The organism is Streptomyces sp. SID14436 (assembly GCF_010548465.1).
Lineage (GTDB): Bacteria > Actinomycetota > Actinomycetes > Streptomycetales > Streptomycetaceae > Streptomyces.
Genome location: NZ_JAAGMD010000764.1, coordinates 21,721 through 28,982 on the forward strand (window position 1 = coordinate 21,721; position 7,262 = coordinate 28,982).

Annotated in this window: 4 protein-coding genes; all 4 read right to left on the minus strand. The window is 74.9% G+C overall.

The features are described 5' to 3' along the window. Window positions 1-191: 191 nt before the first annotated feature. Window positions 192-2,225 (minus strand): thioredoxin domain-containing protein, encoded by a 2,034-nt coding sequence (locus G3I53_RS27755; protein ID WP_164336901.1) that lies wholly within the window; start codon window positions 2,223-2,225, stop codon window positions 192-194. Between the two features lie 125 nt (window positions 2,226-2,350). After that, on the minus strand, window positions 2,351-3,571 hold the full coding sequence (locus tag G3I53_RS27760; RefSeq protein ID WP_164336903.1) for an FAD-dependent monooxygenase: 1,221 nt from the start codon (window positions 3,569-3,571) through the stop codon (window positions 2,351-2,353). After that, a complete protein-coding gene (locus G3I53_RS27765) occupies window positions 3,568-4,971 on the minus strand; it encodes an MFS transporter (RefSeq protein ID WP_164336905.1) in 1,404 nt (467 codons plus the stop codon). Before G3I53_RS27765 ends, G3I53_RS27760 begins: the two co-directional genes overlap by 4 nt. 175 nt (window positions 4,972-5,146) lie before the next feature. Next, window positions 5,147-7,262, minus strand: a 2,116-nt coding sequence (locus G3I53_RS27770; RefSeq protein WP_164438899.1) for an FtsX-like permease family protein, incomplete at its 5' end; no start/stop codon positions are given.

Here is a 7,262-nt window from a genome sequence, read left to right on the forward strand (position 1 = left end):
GGCGGGTTACTCACAGAACGCCGCACGCGTCACGTCACCGTGCAGAGATTAGGGGGGAGTTGTGAAGCGCGGGAGCCTTTCCGATAAAGAGCTCGTTGCGGAACTGTCCGACAGATGCGGGGAGTTGACCATAACAAGCCACTCCGCGAGCGCCCGCCGGACCCCGCGAAACCCCTGGTGTCCTCGACCCCTCAGCCGCCCAGCGCCACCCGCAACCGATCATTTTCGGTCGTCGGAGCGTCACAGGTGAAATTGCGACAGACGTACGCCGCAGGCCGGCCGTCCACCAACGGACGGTCCGCCAGCAACGGGAACTCGTCACTCTCCGGAGTCCCCACCGCCACCACCGCACCCGGCGCCGTCCCCAGCAACGCCGTCCGGTGCAGCGCCACCGTGCCCGGATCCTCCAGCGCCGGACCCACCACGGCCACCTCCCGCGGACCGTCGAGCAACGCCTCGGCCACCGCGAGCCCCCACCCGATGAACCGCGGCACCCGCGGCCCCAGCGCCTTCACCACACCCAGCGCCCGCTCCGCCGCCGTCCGGTGCCGGGCCGAACCCGTGTGCGCGGCATACCCCAGCAGCGCCCCCGCCGCCGCCGTCCAGCCCGACGGCGCCGCATTGTCCGTGGGATCCTGCGGACGCCGGATCAGCCGCTCCGCGTCGGCCGCCGTGTCGAACAGCGCACCCGACTCCTCATCCGTGAACCGGGCCAGCACATGCCCGAGCAGCAGCCCCGCGAAGTCCAGCCACACCCCCTCCCCCGTCACCGACGCCAGCGCCAGAAACCCCTCGGCGACGTCCGCGTAGTCCTCCAGCACCCCCGCGTTGACACCGGCCCGGCCGTCCTTGCTGGTCCGCGCCAGCGCCGCCTGCTCGTCCAGATGCACCCGCACCAGCAGATCCGCCGCGGCCACCGCCGCCTCCGTCAGATCCGGCCGGCCGAAGTACGCCCCCGTCTCCGCGAGCGCCGCGACCGCCAGCCCGTTCCACGCGGCGACCACCTTGTCGTCCCGGCCCGGCGCCGGCCGCGACGACCGGGCCGCCAGCAGCCGCTCCCGGATGCCGTCGATCCGCTCCGCGTCGAACACCTCGTCGCGCTGGGGCAGTTGCAGCACCGACGCGCCCTCCTCGAAGGTGCCCTCCTCGGTCACCCCGAAGTACCGCGCGGCCAGCTCCGCGTCCGCCTCCCCGAGCACCTCCCGCAACTGCGCGGGCGTCCACACGTAGTAGGCGCCCTCGGCGTGCCTCCCCGTGCCGTCGTCGCTGTCGGCGTCCAGCGCGGACGCGAACCCGCCCTCCGGCGTGCGCAGTTCCCGCACCATGAAGTCCGCGGTCTCCAACGCCACCCGGCGCGCCAGCTCCGAGCCCGTGGACCGCCACAGGTGCGCGTAGACGCGGCAGAGGAGGGCGTTGTCATAGAGCATCTTTTCGAAATGCGGAATCTTCCAGTCCCGGTCTACCGAGTAGCGCGCGAAGCCGCCGCCGAGCTGGTCGTAGATCCCGCCGCGCGCCATCCGCTCGCAGGTGTCCGCCGCCATCTGCAACGCGCCCTCCGCCCCCGTACGGGCGTGGTGACGCAGCAGGAACTCCAGCACCATCGACGGCGGGAACTTCGGCGCCCCGCCGAACCCGCCCCGCTTCGGGTCGTAGTCGCGGGTCAGCCCGAGCAGCGCCTGCGCCAGCTCCTGCTCGCCGGGCACCTGGGCGTCCCCGAAGGCGATCTCCCGGCCGGCCAGGTCCGCCGCGATCTTCCCCGCGACGTCGGCGACCTCGTCGCGGCGCTCCTGCCACGCCTGGTGCACGCCCTGGAGGACCTGGCGGAAGGACGGCATGCCCTGGCGGGGCTCGGGCGGGAAGTACGTGCCGAAGTAGAACGGTTCCGCGTCCGGCGTGAGGAAGACCGTCATCGGCCAGCCGCCGTGACCGGTCGCCGCCTGCACCGCCTCCATGTAGACGGCGTCGACGTCGGGGCGCTCCTCACGGTCCACCTTCACGCTCACGAAATGCGCGTTCAGGTAGTCGGCGGTCTCCTGGTCCTCGAAGGACTCGTGCGCCATGACATGGCACCAGTGGCACGCGCTGTAACCGACGCTCAGGAGGACCGGGACGTCACGCCGCCGGGCCTCCTCGAACGCGCCGGCCTCCCACGGCCACCAGTCGACGGGGTTGTCCGCGTGCTGGAGGAGGTACGGGGACGTGGCCTGTGCGAGTCGATTGGGCATGCCCCCATCCTCGCGCACCCCGCCGCGCTCCGGGCCGTGCGCCACAGGGCCCGCGCACGAACGGGCCGAAGCCGTGGGGGACGCGCCCCACGCCCGCACGGCCCGCGCCCGCACGGGGTCGGGGGTCAGGGCGCCGGGAAAGCCGGCAGGGTCAGGGACGAGTGGGCCGGCCTGGGGGGTGGGGAGGGGAGGGTGCGCAGGGAGCGCAGGCGGGTGTTGCGGCGGGCCAGGGCCTCGGCGGTGGCGGGGAAGAGGGTGGCGCCGCCCTCGCCGACGAGGTTCTGGTTGAGGGTGACGAAGGGGCGGGTGCCGTGTTCGTAGGCGGCGAGGCCCGCGGTGTGGTCCCGGTGGCCGGCGAGGGAGGCGGCGAGCATGTAGGCGCCGACGAGGGCGAGGCTGGTGCCCTGGCCGGTGAGGAACGAGGGCGCGTAGGCGGCGTCGCCCAGCAGGGCGGCCCGGCCGCTGGTCCAGCGGGGCATGCGGATCTGGCCGACGGCGTCGAGGAACACGTCGTCCGCGTCGTGGAGGGCGGTGAGGATCTCCGGGACCCGCCAGCCCGCGTCGGCGAAGACCTCGGTGAGGAGGGCCTGTCCGGCAGCCTGGTCGCCGAACACGTGGCGGGGCGGCTCGGGCCGGGCGAAGTCGAGGAAGGCGTGCACCTCGTCGCTGTCGCCGACGGCGTAGAGGGCGACGGCCCGGCCGGGGGTGTTCCAGACGACGGTCTCGTGGGAGAGGGCGAGGGTGTTGGGCAGGGTGAACACGGCGAAGCAGTGGCCGAGGTGGTGGTGGAAGCGTTCCTCCGGGCCGAACAGCATCTCGCGGGTGCGGGAGTGCGTGCCGTCGGCGCCGAGGACGAGGTCGAAGGTGCGGGCGGTGCCGCTCCGGAAGGTGACGTCCACCCCGTGTCCGGTCTCGACGAGGGTGTCGACGCGGTCGTCGAACACGAACTCCACGCGGTCCCGGACGGTCGCGTACAGGGCCTCGGTCAGCTCGCCGCGCGGTATCTCCAGGTCGCGTCCGGCGTCGCCGCCGGTGACGGCGTGCGGGGGCAGGGAGGTCAGCTCGCTGCCGTCGCCGTTCAGGAAGGTGAGGCGGCGCAGGCCGACGTGCGCGTCGCGCAGCCGTGGCAGGAGGCCCATGCGTTCCACGACGGCGAGCGCGGTGCCGCGCACGTCGACGGGGTAGCCGCCGCTGCGGAGGGTGGCGGACTTCTCGACGACCGTGACCGCGTAGCCGGCGCGGTCGAGCCAGTGGGCCAGGGCGCAGCCGGCGATGCCGGCCCCGGAGATCAGGGCCGTGCCCCGCGGTGCGGGGCGGGTGCCGGTCGGACGGTCGGTGCGGGTCATGCCCGGACTCCTTTGCTCATGGTGCGGGTGACGAGGAGGGCCAGCGACGTGACGACGCCGGCCAGGACGAAGCCGGTGACGTAGGCCGATTCGGCCGCGACCGTCGATCCGGGAGGGGTGGCGGCGGTGAGGAGGGCGCCGCCGAGCTGCCCGCCGACGGCGTAGCCGAGGACGCGGCTCACCAGGATCAGGCTGGTGGCGATGCCGGTGTCGCTCTCGTCGACGGCGGTGGCGGTGCTGGTCATCAGCGCGGTGACGCACAGGCCGTTGGCGAGCGCGATCAGCGCCTTGCCGGTGGCGATGTGCCAGATCTCGGTGTGCACGGCGGCCAGGGTCAGCAGGGAGACGGTCATCAGGACGACGCCGGCGGTGACGACGGTGCGGGAGCCGAGCCGGCGGTCCCCGATCCCGCCGAGCGGTCCGGCCAGCGTCGCGGCGACGGCACCGGGCAGCAGGACGAGGCCGATCTCGGTGGCGCCGGCCGCGAACCCGTATCCGTCGCCCCGCTCGTCGAGCAGCTGGGGGACGAGGAAGACGGCCGTGGACGTGCCGAGGCAGATCACGAAGGTCAGCACGCACGCCTTCCAGATCGCGGGCCGCGCCAGCATGCGCAGGTCGACCATCGGGTCCGCCGCGCGCCGTTCCACGGCCACCCATCCGGTGACGAGGGCGCCGAGGAGCAGGACGAGGGCCGCGAGCGGCAGGGGCCGTGAGCGGGCCTCGGGCGCCAGGGCCAGGGTGAGGAGGAGCGTGACGAGCGTGCCGCTCAGCAGGAGCAGGCCGGGCCAGTCGGTCCCGGCGCCGCGGGACCGGCGGGGCGGGTCGGGCGGCATCAGCCGGTGCACGAGGAGGGTGGACCCGACGACCGCGAGCGTCGGCAGGGCGAACATCCAGTGCCGGGACAGTGTCTGGGCCACCGGTCCGGCCGACAGCATGCCGGCCATGCCGCCGCCGACGAAGAGTCCGCCGACCACGCCGATGGCGACCTTCGACTCCCCGGCGGGGAGGTGGGCGCGCACCACGACGAACGACAGGGGCAGCGCGCCGACCATCGCGCCCTGCAGCACCTGCCCGAGCAGCAGCACGGGCAGGTTGGGGGCGAGGGCGGACACGGTGCCGCCGACGGCGACGACCGCCATCAGCCGGACCATGACCGTCTTCCCGCCGTACCGGTCGCCGAACTTCCCCGCCAGCGGTGTGACGAGTGCGCCGGTGACGAGGAGGACGACGCCGAGCAGTGCCGACGCGGACGGGCTCATGCCCAGTTCGCGCTCCAGCAGCGGGATCGTCGGTGCCACCACCGACTCCAGGGCGCCGGTGGACAGCGCCAGGAGGCCGAGCGCGGCGACCGCGGCCTTCCCCATGAGGGGTGGTGGGGCCGCCGGCAGGGTCGTGGTCATGGGCGGGCGTCCTTCCGTTCCGTCGGGCGGTTCGGTCGTCGTGGGGCGATGGGGGACGTGGGACGTGCGGGTGCGGCTGCGGGGGGCGGTGGGTGGTGCGTGGTCCGGTGGCTGTGGGCTCGCCCGGCCTGGTCCGGACCGGGCCCGGACCAGGCCGGGCGAGCCCGAGGTCCGCCTACGGCCTGCGCCGCAGCACCCCGCGCGCGGGCAGGGTGACCGCCAGCAGGGCCAGGCCGGCGGCGGCGCACACGAAGGCGCTGTAGACCAGGGGCGGCACGTGGGGCAGGGCACCGGTCGTGCCGCGCACCATCGGGATCAGGGTGGCCGCGGCGATGGCGGAGCCGAGGACGACGCCGAGGGCGGAGACCATCAGGCTCTCCCACCGGAGCATGGCGAGGACCTGTCGGCCGGTGGTGCCGACGAGCCGGAGTGTGCCCAGTTCGCGGCGGCGGCCGAGGACCGTCATCACGAGGGTGTTGACGGCGGCGACGGCCGCGAAGCCGCCGAGGACCGCGGCCATGGTGTGGTTGGTCCAGGCGCCCAGCTTCGCGTCGAGGTTGCGCTCGGCGGCGTGGCCGGAGGCGTCGGTGACCCGGCCCAGGCCGGCGAGCGGGGCGGCCGGGCCGCCGCGCACCAGCAGGGTGGTGTCGAAGCCGGAGGTGACGTGGCGGGCCAGGGACGCCCGGTCCATGGTGACGGTGGCGAGGCCGAGGCCCCGCTGGTAGACGGCGACGACCTCGGGGGCGGCCTTCGTGCCGTCGGGCAGGTGCAGCGGGAGCCGGTCGCCGACGCCGACGTCGGCCGCGCTCGCCAGGGTCCGGTCGATGGCGATCCGGCCGGTGCCGATGCGGTCGAGGCTGCCGTCGCGGACGTCGAGGTCCTGCACCTTCGCGAGGTCGGCACCGGAGCCGGTGAAGCCCTGGGTCCTCGCTCCCTGCAGCGCCGCGAACTCGCCGGAACCGACCGGGACCAGGACCTGGGTGCCGAGCAGGCCGACGGCGGTGTCCACGCCCGGGGTGCGGGCGGCGCGGGCGGCGGCGTCCACGGGGAGGCCGGCCGGGTCGGTGATCACGTGGTCCGCGGTGATGCCCGAGCGCAGTTGCCGGTCGGCGACGTGGGTCTCGCTGGTGTTCATGAAGACGAGCGTCGAGGCGAAGGCCATGGCGAGCACGATCGGGGTGATCGCGGAGGCGAGACGGCGGGCGTTGGTGCGGGAGTTGGCGGCGGCGAGCCGGGCGAGGGGGCCCGCGCCGCGCAGCAGGAGTCCGAGGAGGCCGACGCCGAGGCGGGCGAGCAGCGGGCCGAGCAGGGCGACGGCGAGCATGAAGCTCATGACGACGCCGAGGGCCGCGCCGGCCGCGTCGTCCCCGGCCGAGTTGGCGGACAGGCCGGTGAGGAACACGCCGCCGACGAGGGCGGCGATGCCCACGGCGGTACGGACCGGTCCCGGGCGTGACCGCTCCACCGACGCCTCGGTCAGCGCCTGTCCCGGCTTGATCCGTGCGGGCCTGCGGCCGGCCGCCCAGCCCGCGCCGAGCGCGGTGAGCAGTCCGAGGCCGACGGCGACGAGCGGCGGGAGCGCGGAGACGTGCACGTCGACCGCCTGGGGGATCGCCCCGCGGTCCTGGAGCTGCCCGAACCACCAGTGGGCGAGGCCGATGCCGGGCAGGCTGCCGAGGAGCCCGGCGAACGGGGCGACGAGGAGTGCCTCGGAGGCGACGGCGCGGCGGATCTGGCGCGGGGTGGCGCCGATGGCGCGCAGCAGCGCGAACTCGCGGGAGCGCTGCGACACGGACAGGGCGACGGTGCCGGCCGCGGTGAAGACGGCGACGAAGGTGGCGATGCCGCCGAACGATCCGCCGATGCCGAGGAGGTTCTGCCGGGCGTGGCCGAGGAGGGGGTCCTCGACGGCGCCGCGGTCGTTGCCGGTGTGCACGTGGGCGCCGGAGTCCTTCAGGGCGCGGCGCACGGAGTCGGCGAGGGCCCCGGTGTCGGTGCCGGGCCGGGCGAGCACGACGACGGCGTCCGCCCGGCCGGGGTGGCCGGCGAGGGTGGGGGCCTGGGTGTCCGCGAACCAGACGAGAGGGGCCGCGTCGACGGTGGTGCGGGAGGTGTCGCCGGGGCCGGGTTCGGCGAGGCCCGCGACGCGGATGTCGCGCCGGCCGGCCGGGGTGTCGAGCGTGACGGTGTCGCCGACGCCGGCCTTCAGGGCGCGGGCGGTGCGCGGGTCGAGCACCGCCTCGTCCCGGCCGGGTGCGGAGCCCTCGGTGAGCGTGGTGCCGGTGAAGCGG

Coding starts and splice junctions, on each gene's coding strand:
- G3I53_RS27755 (WP_164336901.1), bottom strand. CDS start 2,225: ATGCCCAATCGACTCGCACAGGCCACGTCCCCGTACCTCCTCCAGCAC.
- G3I53_RS27760 (WP_164336903.1), bottom strand. CDS start 3,571: ATGACCCGCACCGACCGTCCGACCGGCACCCGCCCCGCACCGCGGGGC.
- G3I53_RS27765 (WP_164336905.1), bottom strand. CDS start 4,971: ATGACCACGACCCTGCCGGCGGCCCCACCACCCCTCATGGGGAAGGCC.